This is a genomic window from Pseudomonas fluorescens (genome assembly GCF_001648775.1).
In the GTDB taxonomy this organism is placed as follows: Bacteria; Pseudomonadota; Gammaproteobacteria; order Pseudomonadales; family Pseudomonadaceae; genus Aquipseudomonas; species Aquipseudomonas fluorescens_M.
Genome location: NZ_LVEJ01000025.1, coordinates 65,521 through 87,868, shown reverse-complemented (window position 1 = coordinate 87,868; position 22,348 = coordinate 65,521). Strand labels below are relative to the sequence as shown.

Below are 22,348 nucleotides of genomic sequence, written 5' to 3'. Positions count from 1 at the left end.
ACCGTCCGATTCAGGAGAACGCCATGAAGTATTTATGCCTGGTCTACAGCGACGAGCGTCTGCTGCACTCATCGCCCGACAGCCCGGAAGACGCCGAATGCTGGGCCTACGCCGAGTCGATTCAGGGCAGCGGGCGGATGGTCGCCGCCGAAGCTCTGGAGTCGGTGCAGACCGCCACTACGGTGCGCATGCGCAACGGCAAGTTGTCGATCACCGATGGCCCGTTCGCTGAAACCAAGGAGCAATTGGCTGGTTTCTACCTGATCGACGCCAAGGATCTCAACGAAGCGATCCAGGTCGCCGGCAACATTCCGGCGGCGCGGGTCGGCAGCGTTGAAGTGCGCCCGGTGCGGCAGTTGAATGTCTGAGGTTCGGGCGCGGGTCGAGCAGGTCTATCGCGAAGACTCGCGGCGGATTCTGGCGACACTGATTCGCTTGCTGGGGGATTTCGACCTCGCCGAAGAAGCCTTGCACGAGGCGTTCTTCGTCGCGGTCGAGCGCTGGCAGCGCGACGGCGTACCGGACAATCCGCGCACCTGGCTGGTGTCGACCGGGCGCTTCAAGGCAATTGACGTGTTGCGCCGCCGTGCGCGGTTCAAGGCCTCGCAGCCGATGTTATTGGCGCAGCTGGAAGAACTGGAGCAGGCCGACTGGAGTGGCGAAGACGTGGAAGACGATCGTCTGCGGCTGATCTTCACTTGTTGCCACCCGGCGCTGGCGGCGGATGCGCAAGTGCCGCTGACCTTGCGCGAAGTCTGCGACCTGACCACCGAGGAAATCGCCCGTGCATTTCTCTCGGCACCGGCGGCGATAGCGCAACGTATCGTGCGCGCGAAAGCCAAGATCCGTGATGCGAAAATCCCGTATCAAGTCCCGAGTCTGAGCGAATTGCCCGAGCGCCTCGACAGCGTGTTGCGGGTGATTTATCTGGTGTTCAACGAAGGCTATTCGGCGTCGGTCGGGGCCGAGCTGACCCGTGAGGATCTGACGCGTGAGGCGATCAGATTGGGGCGGTTGTTGATGGAGCTGCTGCCGGAACCGGAAGTGATGGGGCTGCTGGCGATGATGCTGTTGCACGAATCACGACGCTCGGCGCGCACTTCGCCGGACGGTGAATTGGTGTTGCTGGATGATCAGGATCGCTCGCGTTGGGATGCCGATCTGATCGCCGAGGGTTGTGCGCTGGTCGAGCGCGCGCTGACCACGCGGCGGTTTGGCCCGTATTGCCTGCAAGCGGCGATTGCCGCAGTGCATGCCGAGGCGCCGGCAGCGGCAGAAACCGATTGGGAGCAGATAGTCGGCTTGTATGACGTGCTGTTGCGCGCGGTGCCTTCGCCGGTGATCGAGTTGAACCGGGCGGTGGCGGTGGCCAAGCGCGATGGGGCGCTGGCGGGGTTGAATCTGATTGAAGGGATTCTTGATCGCGGTGAATTGCAGGATTACCACTTGGCGCATTCGGCGCGGGCGGAGTTTTGTCGGCAGTTGGGGCGGGTGGAGGAGGCGAGGGCGGCGTATGTGCGGGCCTTGGAATTGACACGGCAAGAGCCGGAGCGGCGATTTATCGAAGGGCGGATTTCGGCGTTGGAATGGCCCTCACCCTAGCCCTCTCCCAGGGGGAGAGGGGACCGATTGGGGGATGCTATAGAAGTACGCCGACCTGAACGCTCAGCAGTGAATCCATGATCGAACCAAATTTCACGACCCTGTATACCGCAGCAATCCATAATCGACTCGGTCTCTCAGGTCGATGTCTGACGCAAGACACCTCGGTCGGCCCCCTCTCCCTCCGGGAGAGGGCTGGGGTGAGGGTGGTTCGATCTTCAACCGTTACTCCAGCATCTTGCTCAACAACCAACTCCCCGCCGGCCCCGGCGGATACAGCCGCGACCACAACGCATCGACAAACACCGGTTTCGGCCAGCCGCGCACTTTCAGTTCAACCAACAGATCATTGCCAAACCGCTGCGCCAGCCAACGCGGCAACGGCGCCCAGCCAAAGCCTTTCTCGGCCATTTCCAGCAACATCAGATAACTCGGCGCCGACCACACCCGACCTTTGCCTCGACTGTCATACGGATTGACGATGGTCGCCAGACGCAATTCGCGATGCTGCTCGAGGATGTGCTGATCAACGTGATCAAGCCTGGCCAACGCATGATCGCGATTGACGAACAAGGCGATTTCCGTGCGCTCGGCCACGGTCGAGGTGACCAGATCCGGCGGATAGTTCTCCTGCATTTCGGCGAACGCCAGGTGCGCACGGCCACGCTGTACCAACTCGATCAGGTCGTCGCACTCAGCGATCAAACACTCCAGCTCCAGATCCGGATATCGCTGTTCAAAACCCACCAACGCCGCTTCGAATCGGTACGACTGATAAGTGTCGGAAATCGCCACCGTCAGCTTCGGCTCGACGCCTTGCGACAACTGTCGTGCAGTCATTTCCAGGCGACTGCTGGCCGCCAGAATCGCCTCGGCGCGCTGCAGCATCACATGCCCGGCCGGGGTCAGCGTCGGTTTGCGGCTGCTGCGATCGAACAGTTGCAGATCCAGATCGATCTCCATACTGGCCACCGCCGCGCTGATGGTCGACTGACTGCGCCCGAGTTTGCGCGCTGCCGCCGAAAACGAACCTTGCGTGGCCGCCTGGACAAACGCCAACAGCACTTCCTGAGAGATCATCAACTATCGCCTTGATCGATGGTTATTGATTATGAAGTATCGGTTTGAGGATAGATCATGGCAACCATCTTCACTCAAGGAGTCAGTCCATGACTGCCAATAAATCCATCACTGAACGTATCTTCCAGGCGGTTGGTTTCGAACTGCTGGCCATTCTGATCTGCACCCCGTTGCTGGCGTGGATCATGCAAAAACCGATGCTTGAGATGGGCGCGGTGACGCTGTTGATCGCGTTGCTGGCGCTGGGTTGGAACGTGGTGTTCAACCGCTTCTTTGACCGCATGCTGGAGCGCATGAATGTGGCGCACAACGCCTGGGTGCGGGTGGTGCACGCACTGTTGTTCGAAGGAGGCTTGATCGTGATGGGCGTGCCGCTGATTGCCTGGTGGCTGTCGGTCAGCCTGTGGCAGGCGTTTTTGCTCGACATCGGCGTGCTGCTGTTTTTCCTGCCGTACACCTACGTGTATCACTGGGGTTATGACGTGGTGCGTGAGCGCGTGATGATGCGTAATGCGTGTCAGGGTTAAACAAAAAATCGCAGCCCGAAAGGCTGCGATTTTTTGTGCCCGGTATTTAGAGAAACATCCCGCCGGATGCCTCGACCCGCTGGCCATTGATCCACTGCGCACCCGGCGACAGCAACAACGCCAGCGCCCCGCCAATGTCATCCGGCTGCCCGGCGCGACCCAGCGCGGTGTTGTCGGCGACCATCGCATTCACCGCGGCATTGTCGCGCACGGTGCCGCCACCAAAGTCGGTTTCAATCGCACCGGGCGCCAGGGTATTCACGGCAATCTGCCGTGCGCCCAGCTCTTTCGCCTGATAGCGAGTCAGTACTTCAATCGCGCCTTTCATCGCCGCATAAGCGCTGGCGCCGGGGAGGGTGAAACGCGCGAGGCCGCTGGAGATGTTGATGATCCGCCCGCCGTCGTTGATCAGCGGCAGCAACTGCTGAGTGAGGAAGAACGGCCCTTTGAAATGCACGTTCATCAACATGTCGAATTGCTCGACGCTGGTCTCGGCGAAACTGACGTGCAGACCGACCCCGGCGTTATTGATCAGGAAATCAAAACGCTGACGTTCAAATTGTTCGCGCAGCGCTTGTTCAACCTTCGCGCCGAACTCGGCAAAACTGTCGCTGCGGCCAACGTCCAGTTGCAGCATCACGGCTTTGGCGCCGAGTTTTTCCAGTTCCACGACCAACGCCTGGGCCTCATCGGCGCGGCTGTGGTAAGTGCCGATGATGTCGACGCCTTGAGCGGCAAGGTGCAGGGCGGCGTTTTTGCCTAGGCCACGACTGGCGCCGGTGATCAATGCGATTTTGCGGTTCATGGTTTTTCCTCGATTGCCGTGAGTGATCAGATGATGGATCAAAGTTTATTTATCCGCCCTGTGGTGATAAACAGACTGAAACCGGAATCACTGATCGCTTGAGCCGAACAATCAATAGGTGGCCCATGAACAAACTGGAACTGCTGCGCACCTTCGTGCGGGTCAGCGAATTGTCGAGTTTCACCCTCGCGGGCGAGAACCTCGGTCTGCCGCGTTCAACGGTTTCGGAGCACGTGCAGGCGCTCGAAGCCCTGCTTGGCACGCGCCTGTTGCAACGCACCACGCGCAAGGTACAGGCGACGCAGGACGGTCTGGTGTTGTACGAACGCAGTAAGGATCTGCTCTCGCACATGGACGAGATCGAAGGGCTGTTCCGTCAGGACGAGGCGTCGCTGACCGGACGCATTCGGGTCGACATGCCGAACATTCTTGCGCGGCGCCTGATCATGCCGCGCCTGCCGCAGTTCATGGATCGCCACCCGAACCTGGAGCTGGAAATCAGCAGCACCGACCGCCGCGTCGATCTGCTCAGCGAGGGTTTCGATTGCGTGGTGCGCATTGGCGCGCAGCCGGATCAATCGGTGGTGGCGCGACACCTCGGTGATTTCTCTATGGTCAACTGCGCCAGCCCAGCGTATCTCGCGCGCTACGGCGTGCCACAGACCCTGGAAGATCTCGCGCAGCATCGGCTGGTGCATTACGTCGGTGTGTTGGGGTCGCGTTCGGAAGGGTTTGTGTACGAGGAGGGCGGTCAGGTTAAACGCTTACCGATGGCTGGCAGCATTACTGTCAACAGCACCGACGCTTACGAGTCGGCGTGCCTCGGTGGTTTTGGTCTGACGCAGGTGCCGCGCACCGGTTTGCAGCCGCATCTGGACAACGGCGAACTGGTGACGGTGTTGCCGCAGTTCACGGCGCCGGCGATGGGGATTTCATTGTTGTATGCCAGACAGCGACATTTGCCGCTGCGGGTGCGCGTGTTCATGGATTGGCTCGGCGATCTGATTCGCTCCGCGCTCTAACTGACACCACACATCGAACTGTGGGAGCGAGCTTGCTCGCGAAGACTGAGTGTCAGTCAATTCAGAGTTGACTGATCCACCGCTTTCGCGAGCAAGCTCGCTCCCACAAGGAGATTTCTGCTGATTAGAAAATCTGGGTGAACAGCCAGTACAGGCTGCCCGACAGCAGGATGGCGGCGGGGAGTGTCAGCACCCACGCCATCAACAGATTGCGGATGGTCTTCATCTGCAACCCGCCACCGTTGGCAACCATGGTCCCTGCCACCCCCGAGGACAACACATGCGTCGTCGACACCGGCAAACCAAACATGTCCGCCGCGCCAATGGTCAGCATCGCCACGGTTTCCGCCGAGGCACCTTGCGCGTAGGTCAGGTGGGTCTTGCCGATCTTCTCGCCGACCGTCACCACAATCCGCTTCCAGCCGACCATGGTACCCAGCCCCAGCGCGATGGCCACGGCGATTTTCACCCACAGCGGAATGAACCGCGTGGCGTTGTCGATCTGTTGCTTGAACAGTTGCAGCTTGCCGCTGGTGTCAGCATCAAAATTGCCGACCTTGTTCTTGTCCATCAGGCGAATGCTTTCGCTGGCCAGGTACATGTCGTTACGCACGTTGCCCATGGCTTCGGCCGGGACTTTCGCCAGCGAGCCGTAGCCTTTGACCTCTTCGCCAATGTGCCCGGTGAGGGCGGCGAGGGCGGGGATCAGTTGCGGCGTGGCGTCCTTGCTGCGCACGTAATCGGATAGGACCGCACGCGGATCGGCCGGCGTCGGCAGCGGTGCACTTTTCACCAGCGCTTGCTGGGTGACTTGCGCCACGGCAGCGAACTGCAGCGATTGTTCTTCCGGCATGGTGCGGTTCAGCGCATAGGCCATCGGCAACGTACCGACCAGAATCAGCATGATCAGGCCCATGCCTTTTTGGCCGTCGTTGGAGCCGTGAGCGAAGGACACCCCGGTGCAAGTGGCGATCAGCAAACCGCGAATCCACCACGGTGGCGGCGCGTTGCCTTCCGGGGCCTTGTACAGCGAGCGATTCTTCACGAATGCGCGCAGTGCCAGCAGCAACAACGCTGCACAACCGAAACCCACCAGTGGCGACAGCAGCAGCGCGTAACCGATCTTGGTCGCCTGCGCCCAGTCGACACCGCTGGTGCCGTCGCGGCCATGCATCAGGGCGTTGGCCACGCCGACGCCGATGATCGAACCGATCAAGGTGTGCGACGACGACGCCGGCAAACCCAGCCACCAGGTGCCGAGGTTCCACAGAATCGCCGCGATGAGCAGGGCGAAGATCATCGCGAAACCGGCAGACGAACCGACCTGCAGAATCAACTCCACCGGCAGCAAGGCAATGATGCCGAACGCCACCGCGCCGCTCGACAGCAGCACGCCAAGAAAGTTGAAGAACCCCGACCAGACCACGGCCACATTCGGCGGCAGCGAGTGGGTGTAGATCACCGTCGCCACGGCGTTGGCGGTGTCATGGAAGCCATTGACGAACTCGAAACCCAGCGCAATCAGCAGCGCCACGCCGAGCAACAGAAACGGCGTCCACGTGGTGACCACCGTGCCGAGTTCGTGCATGTCGTGCATGAGGCTGTAAGCGGTGAAGAGCATTCCCATCGCCAGCACGGCGAAAAAGATCACGTAGGTAAACGGGCCGGTTTTCTTGTCGAGCGCCGGCCTGCCGCTGGCGGCGGACGCGGGGCTGGCGGTCAGGGAGGGAGTAGCCATGGGAGGACAATCCTGAGCGAGGGAAGGAGTGTCGCCCATGATCATTGCAGAATGTTACAGAGAGACTGCGATAGATCAGTGTTTGGGGTTTTAGCTTCACCGCTGATCCGAAGACTGAAGAAGATCCCTGTGGGAGCGAGCTTGCTCGCGAAAGCGGTGTGTCATCCGACAATGACGGTGCCTGACACGCCGTCTTCGCGAGCAAGCTCGCTCCCACATTGGGCCTGCGGTGGCATTGCGTTTTGTGGTTAATAATCCCCGCGCTTGCGAAACGCCCAACGCCCGGCAATCACGGTAAACGTCGCCACCAGCGCGACCAATATCCAGAACCCCTCCGGGTCCTGCGACAACGGCACGCCACCCACATTCATTCCGAAAAAACCGGCAATGATGTTGATCGGCAATGCCAGTACCGTGACCACCGTCAGGGTGAACAGCGTGCGGTTGCTCTGTTCGTTGAGGTTGGCGGCGATCTCTTCCTGGAGCAATTTGATCCGTTCGCCGAGGGCCGTGAGGTCGTTGATGATCAGCGCAAACTCCTCGGTGGATTTGCGCAGCTCCTTGACGTCCTCCTTCTGCAACCAGGGCGGCGGGCGGTTGAGCAGGCGCAGCAACGAACCCGGCTCCAGTGCCAGCAGCCGTTGCAAACGCACCAGCACGCGGCGATTGGCACCGAGTTCGGCGCGGTTGGTCGACAGCCGCGAGGACAGCAATTCGTCTTCGACCTGATCGACGCTCAGGCTGGTTTTGCGCACGATCTGCGTGAGCACTTCACCCTGATCGCGCAACAAGTGCACGAGCAGTTCCGACGGCGAGCGAAAGCGCTCACCGGCCTTCACCGACGAGCGCAATTTGTCCACCGAATGCAGCGGTTGCAGACGCGCGCTGACAATCAGTTTGCTGCGCACACAGACCCACAGCGTCGATACGTCCGAGGAGACCATGCTGCTGAGGTTGAACACCACGTCGTTGACCACCGCCAGCAACGCCGAGTCGACGTGCTCGATGCGCGTCGAGCGCGAGCCTTCGTGCAGCGCCTCGAAAAACTCTTCGGGCAATTGCAGGTGACTTTTCATCCAGCGCTCGCAGGCGGCATGCGCCAGATTGAGGTGCAGCCAGAGGAATTCGCCAGTGTCGCTGTCGTCCTGCAAACAGCGCAATGCCGTGGCCGAATCGACTTCGCGGCCACGTTCGCCGGGCAGGAAACGAAAGCCGTAGAGCAGGCCGAACAGATCAGGATCGCGATGACTGATGTCGAGGCTGTGGTTCATGAAGGCTCGCTGCGAAGAGGGCGCGTCGGTCGCGTAAATGGCAGGTTCACTGAGCCGCATCATCGCAATGTCACATGACGTTTGTGTGACAGCAAAATGACGTCAAATCAGCGGCTTACCGATGGTCGGATTTTCTTCAAGAAGTGCTCTGGCACGCCGATCACGCTTAGGTTACGTTGCGCGCGCTTGGCCATGAGCCAAGGCGCGCCGACACGGATGTCCGGCACAATTTCACGCCTTACCGGGCGTGCCTCATCCTTGTCCTGAGTATCTTTCGATGCTGCAAAAATCCCTGAGAGCGCAAATTCTCGCCCTGCTGAGCGGCAGCCTGCTGGCGATGCTGTTGATCGCGCTGGCCTGTTTTCACTTCCTGTCCAACGGCGTGCAAAGCTACAGCCAGTTGATCGCCGGTCCCTTGCACACCTCGCAATTGATCGACGAGGCCAACCTGCAATTCAAGGTGCAGGTGCAGGAATGGAAAAACGTGCTGCTGCGCGGCAAGCAACCGGCGGATCTGGCCAAGTATTGGGGCCAGTTCGAAGATCGTCAGCGCGATGTGCAGAACATCCTTGGTGAACTGGCCGGGCAGAAAGGTCTCGAGCCGAGCCTGAAAAACCGTATCGAACGCTTGCGTGATGAGCACCGTCAGCTCGGCTCCGCCTATCAGAAGGGCCGTGATGCCTACGTGGCCGCCGGTGGCGATCCGACGGCGGGCGACACAGCGGTCAAAGGCGTCGATCGTGCCACCAGCGATCAGATGAGCGAACTGGTCAGCGAATTGCGCAAACAGGGTAACGAGAAGTCTGTACTGATCAGTGCCGAGGCCGACCGCACGGTGTTGTTCGGTTTGCTGGTGATGCTCGTCTCGGGCCTGTTGATCGGTCTGCTGAGCCTGTGGCTGGTCAACCGCAATCTGGTCGAGCCGATCCGCAAGCTGATCGATTACGTCACTCAGTTGAGTCGCGGCAAACTGGCCGAACGTGTAGTCAGCGACCGTCAAGATGAGTTGGGCAATCTCGCTGCCGCCGCCAATACCTTGCGTGATTTCCTCGCCGACACCTTCACCCGTTTGCAGCGCAGTGCCAGCGATCTGGACAGCGCCAGCGGCGAGTTGAACGCGATCGCCACGACCATGGCTGGCGGCACCAACGAGCAGTTCAACCGTACCGATCAGGTGGCCACGGCGATGAACGAAATGTCCGCCACCGCACAGGAAGTGGCGCGTCACGCCGCTGATGCTGCGCGTGCGGCTGACGATGCCGACCAGTCTGCCCAGCAGGGTGAAAAGGTCATGCAGAGCACTATCCACTCGATCACCCAGATGCGCGGCGAGATCGCCAACACCGCGACCGTCATCCGTCGTCTTGAAGCCGACAGCGGCCGTATCGGCAAAGTGCTGGAAGTGATTCGCGGCATCGCCGAGCAGACCAACCTGCTGGCACTCAACGCGGCGATCGAGGCGGCGCGGGCCGGTGAGGCCGGGCGTGGTTTTGCCGTGGTTGCCGATGAAGTGCGCAACCTGGCGCAGCGCACCGCCGAGTCGATCATCGAGATCAACCAGATCATTCAGAGCGTGCAGACCGGTGCGGTGGATGCGGCCCAAGCCATCGACAGCGGCCAGACGCGCAGTGACGAAAGCGTTGAGCAAGTGACCCAGGCCGGCGCGATGCTGGAGCGCATCACTCACGCGGTGGAGGCGATTCGCGACATGAACCGGCAGATCGCCACGGCTGCCGAAGAGCAGACGTCGGTTGCCGAAGACATTTCGCGCAACCTCACCGAGATCACTTCGATCGCCAGCACCAACCTCGACAACGTGCAGCGCACCGAAAGCGCAAGCCAGAATCTGCATAGCCTGTCGGGGCAACTCAACGAAGTCACCGCGCGCTTGAGCGCCTGACACGATTGAACGTGTACCGGTTCGGATACCGAGTCGGTACACAGTCGATCTCAATTACCTGCGGCCGTGGTCGATGACCGGTTATCTATAACCGGCATTGGAGTATTTCCATGGTCAGCATCACTTCTGTTTCGATCAACCAGACTGTCACCACACCTACCAGCAAAACCTCGATCAGTGACGTCGGTGACGACACTTCCACCAGCGCAACCGCCAGCACTGGCGCAGCCACCGACGCGCCGAAAGCGGCTGGCGGCGCGGCGCCTTCGGGCGGCAGCAGTTCCAGCAGCAGCGAAGAATCGGATTCGGTGAAAGAACTGCGCAAGCAGATTGCCGAACTGCAGAAGCAATTGCAGGAACAGCAGCAGGCGCTGCAAGCGGCGCAGGCGAAGCAGGAAAATTCTGATGCCAAGGCGACTGAAGTAGCCGCTGCACAAGCACAGGTCACCGCCACCTCGGCCTCCCTGTCCACCGCCACCGCCTCGCTGTTGCAGGCCTTGCAGGATTCCGACTCAAGCACTTCGGGTTCGCTGGTCAGCACCTCGGCGTGATGCCCTTTCCCCTCACCCTAGCCCTCCCGAAACGTCGGACCGCCCAGAGGGAGAGGGGACTGACCGTGGTGTTCTTTCGAGGTACGCCGACCTGAAATATCGAGTCGCACTCAGGCTTTGAAAAAACCCCGATCGGCTCCCTTTCCCCCTCGCCCCCTTGGGGGAGAGGGCTGGGGTGAGGGGGAGAAAATCTCACTGACAACACATCAACAACGCCAAACACCAGGCATGAAAAAGCCGCACGATCTTGCAATCGTGCGGCCTTTGGTGGTGCGTTCAATCAAGTGTCTTGCTTGTTGCTCAACACCTTGCCAGTGGTCGCATCAAAGTCCACGTCGAACTCTTTGCCATCAGCCGTCTTCAGCTCAACTTCGTACTCATAACCGTTGAAGTGGTTATCCAGGTCAGTGTCAGTAATAGTCGCACCCGGATGCAGTTTCAACGCTTCGGCGTTCATCGACTCCAGCGACTTGATCTTGCCTTCCTTGACCAATTGCGGGATCTGGTCGACGCGGACATCAGCCTGGGCCAGGCCAGCGGTAAGGGTCAGGGCAGCGGCGGTAAACAGGGCAGTAAAAGTTTTCATCGGTTCAATCCTTTAGGTGTTTGTTTAAGCGGGGTGTGCTGTTTCAGTGGGTTCAGATTAAACAGCGCAACTTAACTCACCCTTAAAACGCTGCACTCGATTGCGTCGTTTGTTCAATTAGCCCGCGCCACGAGATTTCATGCTGTGCCTTCAATCAATGGAGGTGCACATGAAACGTATCGTTGCCCGGTTGTACGCGCCGCTGTTCTGGGGTGGATTTATTGGCGGCGGGTTATGCCTGGCGCAGTGGTCGACGTTATGGCTGTTGCCGCTGTTTGTGGTGGCGCTGGCGCTATCGTTCGCGGCGGAATGGCTTTTGCCCTATGAGACTGTCTGGAACCGCCCGGTCGGTGATCGCGGACGCGACATCCTGCATGCGCTGGTCAACGAAGCCTTGAGTGCGCTGGGCCTGCTGGCATTGCCCGGGCTGGTGGCGCTGCTGGCGATTGACGGCGTGTGGCCAAGCGGTTGGCCGTTGTGGTGGCAATTGGCACTGGCGATTTTTATCGCCGATGCGGGCATCAGCCTGATGCATTACGCCAGCCATCGCGTGGCGTGGCTGTGGCGATTACACGCGGTGCATCACAGTGTTGAACGGCTCTACGGGTTCAACGGTTTGATGAAGCATCCGTTGCATCAATTGCTCGAAGCGTCGGCGGGGCTGTTGCCGTTGCTGGTGCTGGGTATTCCTTTGCAAGTGGCGACGTTGCTGGCGTTTGCCATTGCGATCCAACTGTTGCTGCAGCATTCCAACGTCGACATGCGCGTCGGTTTTCTTCGGTGGATTTTTGCCTGGGCGCCGCTGCACCGCTTCCATCACATGAAGTACGGACGCGCCGGTGACGTCAATTTCGGTTTGTTCTTCACCGTGTGGGATTGGCTGTTGGGCACTGGTTTCTACACCGAGGTTTACCGCATCGGGCAGGGCGACCTGGGCATTGGCAGTCGTCCGGACTTTCCCAGGGATTACCTGGCGCAATTGCTTGATCCGTTTGACTCGGTAACGTTGGCTCGCGAACCGACAGTACCCGAGGCGCTGCGTCGTTGAATCAGCTCAACAGTTTCAACTCGATGTGTTGAAGCGCCTGGCGAGCGGTGACCCCGAAGAGTTTTTTCAGGCTGCGCGAGAAGTGCGCCGAATCGGCGAACCCGGCAGCGTGCGCCGCCATGGTCACCGGGCTACCGGCCAGAATCGCAGCCATGGCCATGCGCAAACGCCGCCACAGCACCAGCCTGCGCACCGGCAAACCGACCTGATCGACCAGCAATCGCTGCAATTGGCTCAGGGACAAATTCGCCGTGTCAGCCACCGCGCGGGCGGCGACTTTGCTGCCCAGCGAAGCATCGACGGCGGCCAGCGCCCGTGCGATGCGCGGATCACTCAGCGAGCGGCGCGGGCATTGGCGTAGTGCGAGATTCAGCGCAGTCAAAGACAGTTCGGCGTTGAACACAGCATCCCGCAGCATCGGTGCTTCGAACAGCAACGGCTCTGCATAAACACTAAACAGCGGATCCGGCGCTTCAACAATCGCGTGACGCACGTTGGAAGCAATCAACAGCCGAGAACTGCTGACGGTTTCGCCCTCGAGCCACACCGTGGCCGGTCGCTCAGGGGCGAGAATAATCTGATGGGCATAGTGGCAATGGGGCGCAGTGCGCCCCGATACTCCGTGGATCAGGCCATAGTCGTGCCCCAGCCAGAGGCGGCCTGTCCACTCGGTGTTTGCGCTCACTCAGAAGCCGTTGTTCTTCAACACTTGGTCAACACTGGCGGCTGCCGGGCGTTTATAGAACTTCAACAGTTCGCTGGCTCGGTTGGTGAAGATACCGTCGACACCCGCCGCCATGACTTTCTCGAAGTCCACCGGCTCGTCGACGGTGTAGACATGCACCAGCAGGCCCTGATCGTGGGTGTATTTATTCATCCACGGTTGCACCAGATCCGAATAGCTCTGGTCGCCGCCCTGGGTCAGCTTCGCCGACGGACCGGTGCCGATTGCTCCTTGAGCTTTGGCGTAATCCACCCATTGCTTGAACTCGGCTTCAGATTTCGGCTCTTGTTTGCCATAGAAAACGTTTTTGTCCTTCTCGCCGGACTCGGCAAAAGACACCTTGGATTTCGGCTCGATGCTGCCTTCGCCGACCCACAGCAGGAGGATCTTCGGCACTTGCGGCATTTCTTTTTCCAGCAGGGCGAGGCTGTTCTTCTCGAACGTCTGCAGGATCACCTTGCCTTTACCCTGACCCACGCCCAGTGCGCTTTTCGCCAGTTTCGAACCGGCCGGGCTCAGCCAGCCGCGATCCTGCAGCTTTTCTTTCAGGTCTTTCTCGATCCCGGGAAACAGTTGCGGCTCTTTGGTTTCGATGTACAGGCCCGGCTTGTGTTGCGGGTTGGCCTGAGCGATGTCGATGATTTCATCGAGGGTCAGGATTTTCAGCCCGGCGTAGGTCGGGCGCGCGCGATCCGGGTAGGCCTTGTTGTACCAGCTGCCGGCGTCGAGGGTTTTCAGTTCGGCCATGGTGAAGGCATTGGCCGGGCTGTCCTTGCGCTCCGGGAACTTGGTCGCGACGTCGGTGGTGCGTTGCAGGTTGTTGTCGTGCAGGGCGAACAGCACGCCGTCCTTGCTGCGCTGCAAGTCCATTTCCAGGTAATCGGCACCCAGGTCGCGGGCCAGTTTGTAGGACGCTGCGGTGGATTCCGGTGCATCGAAGGACGCGCCACGGTGGGCAATGACCGCCGGGTGCGGGATGCCGTTGGCGGCTGCGACGGCATCGGGATCGCTGTGGCTGGCGGCGTGCGCCTGACCGAGGCCGAGCAGCAGGCTCAGGACCAGAGCGCTTTTGGTGAAAGTGGCGGGCATGTTCGAGTTCCTTTCGCAGGGCATTTTCAAAGACGTACCTTTTAACAACTGAATCGATTGCGTGCTATCGCCAGACCGACATAAACGTATTAAAAGCGATTTTTCCTGCACTTTTGTGTCGCTGTTTGCAGTACGCTTGCCCTCGGCAGACGTCCCGGCAGAGGGCGCGCCGCTCAGTTGCCCTGCGTGTAAACCATCGAACACTATTCGTGAGGTTTACCATGCGCATCACCTCCCAACTCATCTGCCAGGCCGCCGACGATCTCAAGGGATTTGTCGGCCTTAACCGCAAAACCGGTCAGTACATCGTGCGATTCAGCGAAGATTCGTTCGGCATGGACGTGGCCGATGACGGCATTATTCCTGTGAATGAATTCGTCTGGGCGCCGGCGACAGCGCAGACCATGACGCTTAAACGCGAGTTGATTCAGTTGTTGCTGGATCAGCATATCGATGACCGCATCAACATCACCGAGCCGTTGCGCGTTTATATGAGCAAGGTTGAAGTGCCGGAGATTGTCGCGGTGCGGAGTCTGGTGCGCGGCTGAGACGCTCTGTGACAGTGCTGGCCTCTTCGCGAGCAAGCTCGCTCCCACATTGGATTTGTGATCGACGCAGATCCAATGTGGGAGCGAGCTTGCTCGCGAAGGCGGCCGAAAGTATGACCCTGCAATTACCGGCTGAACCGATACTCACGCTCAACCCGACACACCCGCGTATGAAACGCCGAATACCACTCCAAACGCCCACGCGCTTGAATCACCCGATGCTCAGGATGCTGCCGCCACGCCAGAATCGCTGCTTCGCTGTCCCAGTACGACACCGTAATCCCGACGCCATCGGCTCCTCGAACCGACTCCACCCCAAGAAACCCCGGCTGCTCACTCACCAACGCGGCCATGCGCTCAGCCGCCTCGGCATACCCGTTGTCACCCTCGGTTCGAGTCGACGTAAAAATCACCGCAAAGCAATCAGTCATCAACGTGACTCCACACAAGCTTCAACAAACGCGCGCACCAGCGGCGGCATCAGCCCTTTGAGCGCGGCGCGTTCCGGCTGGAACAACGTCGCGACAAAGAAGCGGTGATCCTTGAGCTCAATCGCGCGCAAATCCCCTGACGAATCATGACCGACAGCCTGTAGCCGATCGTTCAACAGTTGCCGTTCGAACAGCGGATTCACACCGAAGCGGCAGCGATAACCTTCACGAATCTGCGATGTTTCGTACGCCTTGGCGATCAACGAACCGGGCACCAGTTGAATGCTGTCCACCGCTTCGACCAGCGAGCAAGTCAACGGCGTGAGCACCGCGCGCTCGGAATCGGGCGAGGTCTCGCCATGCTCGGCATCCGTCCAGCCCAGCACGTTGCGGGAAAATTCCAGCACCGCATGCTGAAAACCGCCGCAGGTGCCGAGGAAAGGGCGCTGCTGTTCGCGGGCAAAGCGGATCGCCCGCAGTGCGCCGGCTTCACTTTTGTAAGGGCTGGCGGGTACGCACCAGAAACCGTCGAAGTGCTCGAGCGGTGTGTCGGCGTGAATCTGATCGGTGGGCAGCCATTGGAATTGCACGTTGCGGTTGAGGTGTTCGGCGACCAGACCGAGGGCAACGGGAATGGCTTGGTGGGCGGTGACTTGAGGGTCGTGATCGCCGATCAGAGCGATAAGGATGGCGCTGTTTTCCATGGGAGTTCCCTGCGCTTGTTGATTGATGGCACTCACTATAGATTGGCGGTCACGCACTCAATATGGGCGTTTCCCCAAGTGATCAATGCAGCCGCGCACTATCAGCTCGACTACCCCGACCTGGCCTTGATTCTCGCCTTGGTGCGTGGCGGCTCTCTGGCTCGGGCTTCGCAGCTGTTGAAAGTCGATGTGTCGACGGTGTTTCGTGCCGTGCGCCGTCTCGAAGCTGCACTCGGCCAGCAACTGTTCGAAAAAAGCCGCGCTGGCTATTTACCGACAACCCTCGCACAGACGCTGGCCGAGCAAGCCGAACGCGCCGAACAGGCACTTGAAGCTGCGCGCATTGGCGTGGAGCAGGGCGGTGAAGTGGTCAGCGGCACGGTGCGCCTGACCTGCACCGATTCAGTGTTGCAAGGTTTGTTGCTGCCGGCGCTGGCGCAGTTCATGCCGAATTACCCGGCGCTGACCCTCGAACTGAGCACCTCCAACGATTTCGCCAACCTCAGCCGCCGCGATGCCGACATCGCCCTGCGCCTGACGCGTACACCGCCGGAGCACTTGGTCGGACGGCAACTGGCGAAGATTTCCTACCGGGTCTGCGCCAGTACGCGCTATCTGCAAAATGTTGATCCGGGCGATCTGGCGGCGCTGACCTGGATCGCCCCGGATGACTTTCTGCCGGATCACCCGACCGTCGCTTGGCGCCGCCAGCAATTGCCCGGCGTGAGGCCGGGGTATCGCTGCAACAGCATGTTGTCGGTCACGGAGCTGGTCCGCGCCGGCCTCGGTGTGGCGGCATTACCGGATTTTTTGATCACCGAGGGTCTGCAAGCGCTGAGCGAGCCGCTGCACGGATATGACACAGCGCTGTGGTTGCTCACTCGCCCGGATTGCCGGGCGTTGCGCTCGGTGGTGACGCTGTTCGATGAGTTGGGGCGGGCGCTGCGTTTACCGTGATCAGCGCTGCGGGTTCTGGCGCATGTGATCGTGCAACTCGCTGGTCAGGCTGGCGATACGTTCGGTGAGGTTTTTGGTCATTTCGGTGAGGCGGGTGTTCTGCTCCAGCAGCTCAAGCAGTTGCGCGGTGTTCTTCGCGGCCTGGGCCTGACGCTCGGTATTGGCCTGTGCCAGCGCTTCACGGTGTTGCGCATCGGCGTCGGCTTGCGCCTTGTCGCGCGCAGCCTGACGGGTTTGTGCCAGCAGAATCAGTGGCGCGGCGTAAGCCGATTGCAGACTGAACGCGAGGTTTAACAGGATAAACGGGTAAACGTCGAAGGTGGTCACGCCAAACACGTTGAGGCAGACCCACAACAGCACAATCAGGGTTTGCGCGCCGAGAAACGTCGGCGTGCCGAAGAACCGCGCAAACGCCTCGGCGCGCAGGGCGAACGTGTCGTTGCCGAAGGTGGTGTTGAGGTGGGCGTGGGGACGGTGGAAGCGCAGGTGGTCGACGGGAGCTGATTCCGGTGTTGTGGTTTTTTCAGTGGTCATGGTGCACTCGGCAGGGCTTGGGGCGTGTTGTCACTATAGCCCTGCGGTGCGGCGGCCGGCCCCTTCGCGAGCAGGCTCGCTCCCACAGGTGGCCGGGGTATTCACAAATATTGTGATCAACCTAACCCCTGTGGGAGCGAGCCTGCTCGCGAAGGCCACGACGCGGTCTGGCTGCCTTGTACAAGCCTTAACCTGGCGCCCGCTCATTGGCAAACATGCTCACCGCATCCACCGCCTCACTGGCGCCATCACGAATCTGCAGAATCACCGTCCCTGCCTGATCCGCCAACTCGACCCCTTGCGCCGCACGACCTCGGGTGCCTTCCATGCTCTTGATGGCCTGGCGGGTCTCGTTCTGGATCAAACTGATCATGCTGGAAATTTCCGCCGTCGACCCGCTGGTGCGCGCCGCCAGTTGTCGCACTTCATCGGCGACCACGGCAAAACCGCGACCCTGTTCACCGGCTCGCGCTGCCTCGATCGCGGCGTTGAGCGCCAGCAGGTTGGTCTGATCGGCAATCGCGCGGATGGTGTTGACGATGGCGGTGATCTGCTCGGAGCGTTCACCCAGTTGCGCAATCAATGTCGACGACCCGGCAATGTCCTCGGCGATTTCGCGCATCTCACTGGCGGCCTGCTGGATCACCTGGGTGCCTTGCTCGGCGACTTTTCGGGTCGCCACCGAGATGTGATAAGCCGCGCTGGCGCTGCGTGCGTCCTGCTCATGCTGGACCACGCGAGCGGTAACGTCCGAGGCGAACTTTACCACTTTGCACAAGCGCCCGGCGGCGTCGTAGACCGGGTTGTAGTTGGCTTCCAGCCAGACCGTTTGCCCGCGTTTATCAACGCGTTCGAACTGACCGTGGAAAAACTCGCCCTGGTTCAGACGGCGCCAGAAATCCTCGTAGGCACTGCTGTTGACCAGCTCCGGCGTGCAGAACAAGCGGTGATGTTTACCCTTGAGTTCGGCGGCGGTGTAACCCATGCGCGTCAGAAAATTCTGATTGGCTGTGAGAATACTGCCGTCGAGATTGAATTCGATGACCGCCATCGCCCGATCGATCGCCTGCAGCTTGGCGTTGGCCTCGCTTTCCTGCTGCATCTTGAGGGTGACGTCCATGGCGTACTTGACCACTTTCACCACGCGGCCCGACGCATCCTTGATCGGGTTGTAGCTGGCTTCGAGCCAGATCGGCTGGCCCTTGCTGTCGACCCGTTCAAAGGTACCGGACAAGAACTGGCCATTCTTCAACTGCGACCACATCTGCGTGTACTGAGCGCTGCGACCAAAATCGGGGGTACAAAAGCGCCGATGCGCTTGCCCGATGGCTTGCTCGGGCGTGTAGCCCATGGTCTTGAGGAAGTTGTCATTGGCGCGCAGCACCACACCCTCCAGGTCGAACTCGATCACCGCCATCGAGCGATTGATCGCATCGAGCAGGCCGGATTGTTCGGTGAGGGTGTGCTGGAGTTCGTCGAGGGCGGACTTATGGCGGTTGAAAAACATGCTCGCAGTACTCTGGAAGGAGGGAAGATCGAGGATTCAGTCCCTATTCCCGCGCTGGCAGACCGAATGCGCGGACGGCATTCGGCGGTGACCGCTCAATGCCAGCATTCCTTAACTGGCAGATGGCTACTTATACAAAACTTCAGAAAGTTGTACAAGAAAGTAAATATTTGTAATTTTGTATAAGTTTTTAGGCGCTGGCATCGTCAGTAGCGGTACGGCTCAAGGCCACGCTGATGGTGTTGCGACCCGTGTGTTTAGCGGTGTAGAGCGCTTTGTCGGCATCGTCGAGCCACTCGAGTGCATCCTTGTACGAGGGTTGATACCGCGCCAAACCGATACTAAGGCTCACTCTCAGCCCCGGCACCAGTGGGTGACGATACTGCTGCAATGTTTCGCGCAGTTGTTCCATCAGTGCTTCGGCCTTGTTTAAAGGCAACGTCGGCAGGATGACGCAGAACTCGTCACCGCCGTAGCGTCCGGCCAACTCGTATTGATCGAGCAGGCGTTTAAGGTCCTTGCTCAATTGGCGTAGCGCCTCATCGCCGACGATATGGCCATAACTGTCGTTGATTTTTTTGAAGTGATCGATGTCGATCAGCGCCAGGGTGGCTTGGGTGTTGTGTTGCCGACACTGCTGAAACTTCAGGTGCAGCAGGTCTTTCCAGGCGCCGTGGTTGAGCAAGCCGGTCAGGCTGTCGGTGCGGCTGAGAGCACTCAGTGTGCGTTTGTGTTGGGAGAGTTTGATCGCCAGGCGATAACAGACCATGCCCAGTGCCAAGGGATACAGCGTGAGCATCGGCAGACAGGCCCAGACTTGTGTCTGCGTCATCGTCAGGCTGAATTTGAAACCGAAGATTGCCCAGCCCAACAACACGCCGGCGACTTGCGCGAGGGCGCCGAACACGAACAACCGGTGGCCGCCGGCGGCGACGTTGTTCATGGTCATCATCGACAGGATGGTCACGGTGGTCAGCGGGCTGAACTGAAAGCACGCGGCCCAGAACCCGCCGCACAGCGAGTCATACAACAGGTTGCGGCGCTCGGCCTGATAAGGGAACGCCGAGTGCGTCGACATCTGATAAGCCAGATGCGGCCAGGCAAAGCCGTTGAACAGCAATAGCACCCAGATCCAGCCGGGCATGTTCAGCGGATACAACGCTGCTCCGACGCTGAAAAAACCGACCCCCAGACCGATGGCCCTGGGCAGGTAAATGCGTCTGGCGAATGACAAGCCTTTGCCGCGTTGGTTTTCCATGATGCCCTGCGCGAAATTCGTCCTGAAATACTTTGAAGTATCTTTCTTCAGGCAGACCGTCCGTCGGTCAATTGTCGGACATTGTCATTTATTCCAACGCGAATAATCAGTGTCCTTCCGAGCCATTTAATCGGTGCGAGTGCAGGAGAGGGCCGATTTAGAGCTGATAACAGGCCAGAAACATCTCCAGCGCCGATTCGGCAACGGTGTTCTGCATCTCCGCATCCAACGCGGCACGGCCCATCGACATCTGTGGCCAGAAACCAAAGGTCTTGAGCAACCCTTGGACCTGATGCGCGGCGAACTCCGGATCGACCGTTTTCAAGCGCCCATCGGCCTGGGCGGCACGGATCCACACGGTCAGACCCTCTTCACGTTCGCCCATGCGCTCGACCATGTTCTGCGCACGTTCCGGCGAATGGATGGTGGCGGCAATCGCCACACGCGCCAGGGTCAGAAAGTTTTCGTCGGCCATCAACTGCACTTTGGCCTGGAGCATCTGCCGCAACTGTTCGCGCAGCGGCTGTTCGCGGTTATAGACCACCGATTGCTCGGCGCTGATGCGTGTCCATAACTGGTTGAGAATTTCGGCGAACAGCTCTTCTTTGCTGGGGAAATGGTTGTACACCGTGCGCTTGGAGACACCGGCGGTGGCCGCGATTTTGTCCATGCTGGTGACCTCGAAACCGTTGGCACGGAATTCGGCAATCGCCGCCTGAATAATGGCTTCGCGTTTACGGTCGGTGAGGCGCTGTGGAGCTGTCATAAGTACGCTTCGGCAGAGAAAAGATGAAATTACACTTGGCAGTTTACTTGTCATCCGCTTTGATGCAACCTAGAAACTACACCGATCAGTGTAATGTTGCGTTAATCCTCGCAGCCTAAAAACCAGACAGTTCGGCCTATGCGTGCAGCTTTGGCCATTTATCGTCCCACCGCGGAAAACCGTGAATGACACGGTTTTTCTGGAGTCATTCAGTCATGGCCAATCCAGTTTCGATCCCGGATAACACATCCACGCCTGAAGCCTCGCGGCAGGCTCAAGGCCTGTTTCGCAATCATGCGCCGGTGCAACGCGAAGGCCTGCGCAAAATGCTGCGGATCATGTGGAACATGATTTTCCACAAACCGCGCAACACCCGGCCCGCCGCGCCGATCCCGGTGCAAGCGTTGACCCGAGAAGCGTTATTGGCGGCGCCAAACCACAGCGTTTATCGCCTTGGCCACTCGACCCTACTGCTGAAGCTGCGCGACAAATTCTTCATCACCGACCCGGTCTTCGCCGAGCGTGCCTCGCCAGTGCAGTGGGCCGGGCCGAAACGTTTCCACCAGCCACCGATCAGCATTGACCAGTTGCCGCCGATCGAAGCGGTAATCCTGTCGCACAACCATTACGACCACCTCGATTACCAGGCCGTGCTCAGACTGGCGGCCAAAACCAACCTGTTCCTGACCCCGCTGGGCGTCGGCGACACCCTGATCAAATGGGGTATCGATGCCAGCAAAGTCCGCCAGTACGATTGGTGGCAGGGTGCCGAAATTGCCGGCATCCGTTTCGTCGCCACACCGTCGCAGCACTTCTCCGGCCGTGGCCTGTTCGACGGTAACAGCACCTTGTGGGCATCGTGGGTGATGATCGACGGCGACACGCGCATTTTCTTCAGCGGTGACAGCGGCTACTTCGACGGCTTCAAACGCATCGGCGAGCAATACGGCCCGTTCGACCTGACCCTGATGGAAACCGGCGCCTACAACGTCGAATGGCCGCACGTGCACATGCAGCCAGAAGAAACCTTGCAAGCGCACATCGACCTCAAGGGCCGCTGGCTCTTCCCGATTCACAACGGCACCTTCGACCTGGCGATGCACGCCTGGCACGAACCGTTCGACCGGATTCTGGCACTGGCGTGGGAACGCAGTGTGTCGATTACCACGCCGCAGATGGGTGAGGCGTTTAACATCGCTCAACCGCAACGCGGGGAGGCATGGTGGTTGGCGGTTGAAGGGGAGAGTGAGGCGGTGGTGCAGAGCGCTTGATAGCTCGCCCAGTTCGCCCCTTCGGGGGCGATTGTCTTACTCAACCATCGCAAAATCCCCACGCCCCACTGACTCCAATGGCGCACCCTGAACACTTGCACTACGCCCCGGCGCAAATCCGGGAAAGAACACCAGCCCCTGCGCCTCGAACCGGTAAGCCAGCGCCAGTCGCGCCGCATCCGCTACATCCTGCTGCGCTTCAAAGCGATGAATGTCTTCCACCGAAACCTCAGCCTCCCGCGAGAGCTGTTCCACGCTCCAGCCCAGCATCGCTCGGGCCTGGACGCAGTGCGTCGGGGTGAACTGGAAAAGGGCAATGCGTTCGAGGATGTGGTTCATCGCAAGAGAGGCCATGGTGTGCTCCGGGCTCAAGAGTGCTGATTGAAAATGTACTGTGTTTTTGTACAGTTGTTTTCGGCCGGGATCAAA

At 59.8% G+C, this 22,348-nt stretch carries 23 protein-coding genes and 2 pseudogenes; 10 read left to right on the top strand and 15 right to left on the bottom strand.

The window, feature by feature from the left end; translation table 11 throughout:
* The first annotated feature begins 23 nt into the window (after positions 1 to 23).
* Complete coding sequence (locus tag A8O26_RS22805; protein ID WP_008081988.1) at positions 24 to 368, top strand: YciI family protein; 345 nt, start codon at positions 24 to 26, stop codon at positions 366 to 368.
* The gene (locus A8O26_RS22800; protein ID WP_064119976.1) at positions 361 to 1,602 is read left to right on the top strand and encodes an RNA polymerase sigma factor; all 1,242 of its coding nucleotides are present in this window, start codon (positions 361 to 363) and stop codon (positions 1,600 to 1,602) included. The genes A8O26_RS22805 and A8O26_RS22800 overlap by 8 nt, the downstream gene beginning before the upstream one ends.
* A 225-nt stretch (positions 1,603 to 1,827) precedes the next feature.
* On the opposite strand, the gene A8O26_RS22795 is transcribed toward A8O26_RS22800, so the two are convergent.
* Positions 1,828 to 2,682, bottom strand: coding sequence for a LysR family transcriptional regulator (locus A8O26_RS22795; RefSeq protein ID WP_064119975.1), 855 nt, complete (start codon positions 2,680 to 2,682; stop codon positions 1,828 to 1,830).
* Between the two features lie 89 nt (positions 2,683 to 2,771).
* Between A8O26_RS22795 and A8O26_RS22790 the strand changes: the two genes are divergently transcribed.
* Positions 2,772 to 3,209, top strand: a complete 438-nt coding sequence (locus A8O26_RS22790; RefSeq protein WP_064119974.1) for a multidrug/biocide efflux PACE transporter — start codon at positions 2,772 to 2,774, stop codon at positions 3,207 to 3,209.
* A gap of 46 nt (positions 3,210 to 3,255) precedes the next feature.
* On the opposite strand, the gene A8O26_RS22785 is transcribed toward A8O26_RS22790, so the two are convergent.
* A complete protein-coding gene (locus A8O26_RS22785) occupies positions 3,256 to 4,014 on the bottom strand; it encodes an SDR family NAD(P)-dependent oxidoreductase (protein WP_064119973.1) in 759 nt (252 codons plus the stop codon).
* Positions 4,015 to 4,139: 125 nt separating this feature from the next.
* Between A8O26_RS22785 and A8O26_RS22780 the strand changes: the two genes are divergently transcribed.
* Entirely contained in the window at positions 4,140 to 5,036 is an 897-nt protein-coding gene (locus A8O26_RS22780) for a LysR family transcriptional regulator (RefSeq protein ID WP_064119972.1), read from the top strand.
* 124 nt (positions 5,037 to 5,160) lie between these two features.
* On the opposite strand, the gene A8O26_RS22775 is transcribed toward A8O26_RS22780, so the two are convergent.
* Together A8O26_RS22775 and A8O26_RS22770 are read right to left on the bottom strand one after the other, a co-directional pair.
* Positions 5,161 to 6,774 carry an inorganic phosphate transporter gene (locus A8O26_RS22775; protein ID WP_064119971.1) on the bottom strand — a complete coding sequence of 538 codons (1,614 nt, stop codon included), beginning with the start codon at positions 6,772 to 6,774 and terminating at the stop codon, positions 5,161 to 5,163.
* A 248-nt stretch (positions 6,775 to 7,022) separates the two neighbouring features.
* Entirely contained in the window at positions 7,023 to 8,045 is a 1,023-nt protein-coding gene (locus A8O26_RS22770; RefSeq protein ID WP_064119987.1) for a transporter, read from the bottom strand.
* A 277-nt stretch (positions 8,046 to 8,322) separates the two neighbouring features.
* Here A8O26_RS22770 and A8O26_RS22765 point away from each other — a divergent pair, with 277 nt between their 5' ends.
* Positions 8,323 to 9,945: a methyl-accepting chemotaxis protein gene (locus tag A8O26_RS22765; RefSeq protein WP_064119970.1), complete on the top strand. Its 1,623-nt coding sequence runs from the start codon at positions 8,323 to 8,325 to the stop codon at positions 9,943 to 9,945.
* Between the two features lie 110 nt (positions 9,946 to 10,055).
* Positions 10,056 to 10,496: a hypothetical protein gene (locus A8O26_RS22760; protein ID WP_064119969.1), complete on the top strand. Its 441-nt coding sequence runs from the start codon at positions 10,056 to 10,058 to the stop codon at positions 10,494 to 10,496.
* A gap of 280 nt (positions 10,497 to 10,776) precedes the next feature.
* Here the strand turns inward: A8O26_RS22760 and A8O26_RS22755 are convergent, their stop codons facing one another.
* Positions 10,777 to 11,082: a PepSY domain-containing protein gene (locus A8O26_RS22755; RefSeq protein ID WP_064119968.1), complete on the bottom strand. Its 306-nt coding sequence runs from the start codon at positions 11,080 to 11,082 to the stop codon at positions 10,777 to 10,779.
* A 169-nt stretch (positions 11,083 to 11,251) separates the two neighbouring features.
* Here A8O26_RS22755 and A8O26_RS22750 point away from each other — a divergent pair, with 169 nt between their 5' ends.
* Positions 11,252 to 12,130 (top strand): sterol desaturase family protein, encoded by an 879-nt coding sequence (locus A8O26_RS22750; protein ID WP_064119967.1) that lies wholly within the window; start codon positions 11,252 to 11,254, stop codon positions 12,128 to 12,130.
* Between the two features lies 1 nt (position 12,131).
* Here A8O26_RS22750 and A8O26_RS22745 read toward each other — a convergent pair whose 3' ends face one another.
* Together A8O26_RS22745 and A8O26_RS22740 are read right to left on the bottom strand one after the other, a co-directional pair.
* Complete coding sequence (locus tag A8O26_RS22745) at positions 12,132 to 12,815, bottom strand: helix-turn-helix domain-containing protein (protein ID WP_064119966.1); 684 nt, start codon at positions 12,813 to 12,815, stop codon at positions 12,132 to 12,134.
* Positions 12,816 to 13,943, bottom strand: a complete 1,128-nt coding sequence (locus A8O26_RS22740; RefSeq protein ID WP_064119965.1) for a glycerophosphodiester phosphodiesterase — start codon at positions 13,941 to 13,943, stop codon at positions 12,816 to 12,818. It lies immediately after the preceding gene.
* 221 nt (positions 13,944 to 14,164) lie between these two features.
* Between A8O26_RS22740 and A8O26_RS22735 the strand changes: the two genes are divergently transcribed.
* On the top strand, positions 14,165 to 14,491 hold the full coding sequence (locus A8O26_RS22735; RefSeq protein ID WP_064119964.1) for a DUF2025 family protein: 327 nt from the start codon (positions 14,165 to 14,167) through the stop codon (positions 14,489 to 14,491).
* A 125-nt stretch (positions 14,492 to 14,616) separates the two neighbouring features.
* Here A8O26_RS22735 and A8O26_RS22730 read toward each other — a convergent pair whose 3' ends face one another.
* The gene (locus A8O26_RS22730) at positions 14,617 to 14,922 is read right to left on the bottom strand and encodes an antibiotic biosynthesis monooxygenase family protein (protein WP_064119963.1); all 306 of its coding nucleotides are present in this window, start codon (positions 14,920 to 14,922) and stop codon (positions 14,617 to 14,619) included.
* Complete coding sequence (locus A8O26_RS22725) at positions 14,922 to 15,626, bottom strand: CTP synthase C-terminal region-related (seleno)protein (RefSeq protein ID WP_064119962.1); 705 nt, start codon at positions 15,624 to 15,626, stop codon at positions 14,922 to 14,924. Before A8O26_RS22725 ends, A8O26_RS22730 begins: the two co-directional genes overlap by 1 nt.
* A 15-nt stretch (positions 15,627 to 15,641) precedes the next feature.
* Here A8O26_RS22725 and A8O26_RS22720 point away from each other — a divergent pair, with 15 nt between their 5' ends.
* On the top strand, positions 15,642 to 16,583 hold the full coding sequence (locus A8O26_RS22720) for a LysR family transcriptional regulator (RefSeq protein WP_081265244.1): 942 nt from the start codon (positions 15,642 to 15,644) through the stop codon (positions 16,581 to 16,583).
* On the opposite strand, the gene A8O26_RS22715 is transcribed toward A8O26_RS22720, so the two are convergent.
* The 5 genes and pseudogenes from A8O26_RS22715 to A8O26_RS22700 all read right to left on the bottom strand — a co-directional run bounded on the left by A8O26_RS22715 (position 16,584) and on the right by A8O26_RS22700 (position 20,648).
* Positions 16,584 to 17,117 carry a DUF1003 domain-containing protein gene (locus A8O26_RS22715; protein WP_064119960.1) on the bottom strand — a complete coding sequence of 178 codons (534 nt, stop codon included), beginning with the start codon at positions 17,115 to 17,117 and terminating at the stop codon, positions 16,584 to 16,586.
* 187 nt (positions 17,118 to 17,304) lie between these two features.
* A pseudogene (locus tag A8O26_RS30690) lies at positions 17,305 to 17,742 on the bottom strand (methyl-accepting chemotaxis protein); the annotation flags it as partial.
* Between the two features lie 117 nt (positions 17,743 to 17,859).
* Positions 17,860 to 18,534: pseudogene (locus A8O26_RS30685) on the bottom strand (PAS domain-containing protein); the annotation flags it as partial.
* Positions 18,535 to 18,814: 280 nt separating this feature from the next.
* The gene (locus A8O26_RS22705) at positions 18,815 to 19,882 is read right to left on the bottom strand and encodes a diguanylate cyclase (protein WP_064119958.1); all 1,068 of its coding nucleotides are present in this window, start codon (positions 19,880 to 19,882) and stop codon (positions 18,815 to 18,817) included.
* A gap of 157 nt (positions 19,883 to 20,039) precedes the next feature.
* Positions 20,040 to 20,648, bottom strand: coding sequence for a TetR/AcrR family transcriptional regulator (locus A8O26_RS22700; RefSeq protein ID WP_064119957.1), 609 nt, complete (start codon positions 20,646 to 20,648; stop codon positions 20,040 to 20,042).
* Between the two features lie 215 nt (positions 20,649 to 20,863).
* Between A8O26_RS22700 and A8O26_RS22695 the strand changes: the two genes are divergently transcribed.
* Positions 20,864 to 21,919 (top strand): MBL fold metallo-hydrolase, encoded by a 1,056-nt coding sequence (locus A8O26_RS22695; protein ID WP_064119956.1) that lies wholly within the window; start codon positions 20,864 to 20,866, stop codon positions 21,917 to 21,919.
* 36 nt (positions 21,920 to 21,955) lie between these two features.
* On the opposite strand, the gene A8O26_RS22690 is transcribed toward A8O26_RS22695, so the two are convergent.
* Positions 21,956 to 22,273, bottom strand: a complete 318-nt coding sequence (locus A8O26_RS22690; protein WP_064119955.1) for a hypothetical protein — start codon at positions 22,271 to 22,273, stop codon at positions 21,956 to 21,958.
* Between the last annotated feature and the right edge of the window lie 75 nt (positions 22,274 to 22,348).